We start from the raw sequence: 1997 nt of genomic DNA, 5'->3' as shown, positions 1-1997 counted from the left end.
GTGGGCGAGTTGCAGCCCCGCGGCGGCGAGATAGAGCAGCGCCGCGAGAACCGCAAAAAAAGCTGTGGGCATGGAGGTTGGGCCTTGGCCCTAGGTCGCGTATACTGACTCTCTTTGTACCGATTTGTGCCCTGACAATCAATAGCGCCACGCCGAGGCAATAGCGCCGCAGCCGAAGGCTCAGCCGACACGGTCATCGTGCTCGATGCAAGATCGAGCCTGTTCGAGCGCGCGCTACCAGCATTATCCGGCCTGACGCAGCCGCCAGTGAGAATCCCATGTTCCAGAATCTCTCCGAACGCCTGACCCAGAGCCTGCGCAGCATTACCGGCAAGGCGCGCCTGACCGAGGAGAATATCCAGGGCACCCTGCGCGAGGTGCGCATGGCACTGCTCGAGGCCGATGTGGCGCTGCCCGTGGTCAAGCAATTTGTGGATGCGGTCAAGCAGCGCGCCCTCGGTCAGGAGGTGATGTCCAGCCTGAGTCCGGGGCAGGCCTTCCTGAAGATCGTTCAGGCCGAGCTTGAGGCGGTGATGGGTGGTGAGAATGCCACGCTGGACCTGGCGAGCAAGCCGCCGGCGGTGATTCTGCTCGCCGGTCTGCAGGGGGCGGGCAAGACCACCTCGGCCGCGAAGCTGGCCAAGCTGCTCAAGGAGCGTGATCGCAAGTCCGTGACCGTGGTCAGCGCCGATGTCTACCGCCCCGCGGCCATCCGCCAGTTGGAGACCCTGGCCGGCGAAGTCGGTGTGGACTTCTTTCCCAGCGACACCACCCAGAAACCCGTGGACATTGCGCGCGCGGCGCTGGCGCATGCCCGTATCCGCTTCAGCGATGTGCTGATCATCGATACCGCCGGTCGGCTCGCCGTAGACGAGGCCATGATGGCCGAGATCGCCGAGCTGGAGCGCGAGATCAAGCCGGTGGAGACGCTGTTCGTGGTCGATGCCATGACCGGTCAGGATGCGGCAAATACCGCCAAGGCCTTTGGCGATGCGCTGCCGCTGACCGGGGTGATTCTGACCAAGGTGGATGCGGACACCCGTGGCGGCGCGGCATTGTCCGTGCGCAGCGTGACCGGCAAGCCGATCAAGTTCCTCGGCGTGGGCGAGAAGACCGCAGCGCTGGATCCCTTCCATCCGGACCGCCTGGCCTCGCGCATCCTGGGCATGGGCGATGTGCTGTCGCTGATCGAGGAGGCCGAGCAGAAGGTCGACCGCGACAAGGCAGAGCGCCTGGCGCGCAAGGTGCGCAAGGGGAAGAAGTTCGACCTGGAGGATTTTCGCGACCAGCTGCAGCAGATGAACAACATGGGCGGGGTGAACAGTCTGCTGGAGAAAATGCCCGGTATGGGCAATATGGCGCAGCTGGCCGAGCAGAAGCTGGACATGAAGATGTTCGTGCGCATGGAGGCCATGATCAATTCCATGACGCCCAAAGAGCGGCGCAATCCCGAGCTGATCCAGGGGGGGCGCAAGCGGCGCATTACCCAGGGTTCGGGAACCCAGGTGCAGGATCTCAATCGCCTGCTCAAGCAGCACAAGCAGATGCAGAAGATGATGAAAAAGATGAAGGGGGGCGGGCTGCAAAAAATGATGCGCGGCCTCGGGGGTATGATGCCCCCGGGCGGTGCAGGCGGCCCCGGCGGCGGCATGCCGTTTCGCTGAGGGCGCGCGCTCCAGGCTTGTCAGCGGGTCGGGCCGGTAATATGTGGCCGCTTTTGCAGGTGGGTGTACGGGGCGCAGGCTTTGCAAGTACAGCGCTTTTCCGTATGATACGCCACCTTTCCGGCGGCAGTGGCGACTGCAGCCCGGCTGTGTACGGCGCCGGCCCGGTGAGCCGTCCAGAAATCACGCCGCAACTCAAGGACTTGCAAAAAATGGTAACGATTCGTTTATCCAGGGCGGGCGCCAAGAAGCGCCCGTTCTACCACCTGACCGTGACTGACAGCCGTCGCTCAAGAGATGGCCGCTTCATCGAGCGCGTGGGGTTTTTCAACC

Annotated in this window: 2 protein-coding genes; both read left to right on the top strand. The window is 63.6% G+C overall.

Features of this window, described 5'->3' with window-relative positions; genetic code table 11:
• Nucleotides 1–278 precede the first annotated feature (278 nt).
• Nucleotides 279–1664, top strand: coding sequence for a signal recognition particle protein (ffh, locus tag VBE63_RS28205; RefSeq protein ID WP_323686301.1), 1386 nt, complete (start codon nucleotides 279–281; stop codon nucleotides 1662–1664).
• 212 nt (nucleotides 1665–1876) lie between these two features.
• Nucleotides 1877–1997: 30S ribosomal protein S16 (gene rpsP / locus VBE63_RS28200; protein ID WP_323686302.1), on the top strand; the 121-nt coding region annotated here is incomplete at its 3' end.

This window comes from Lamprobacter sp., assembly GCF_034860625.1.
GTDB lineage: Bacteria > Pseudomonadota > Gammaproteobacteria > Chromatiales > Chromatiaceae > Lamprobacter.
The sequence above is the reverse complement of the archived record's forward strand: the minus strand, read 5'-3'. Positions and strand labels throughout refer to the sequence as shown.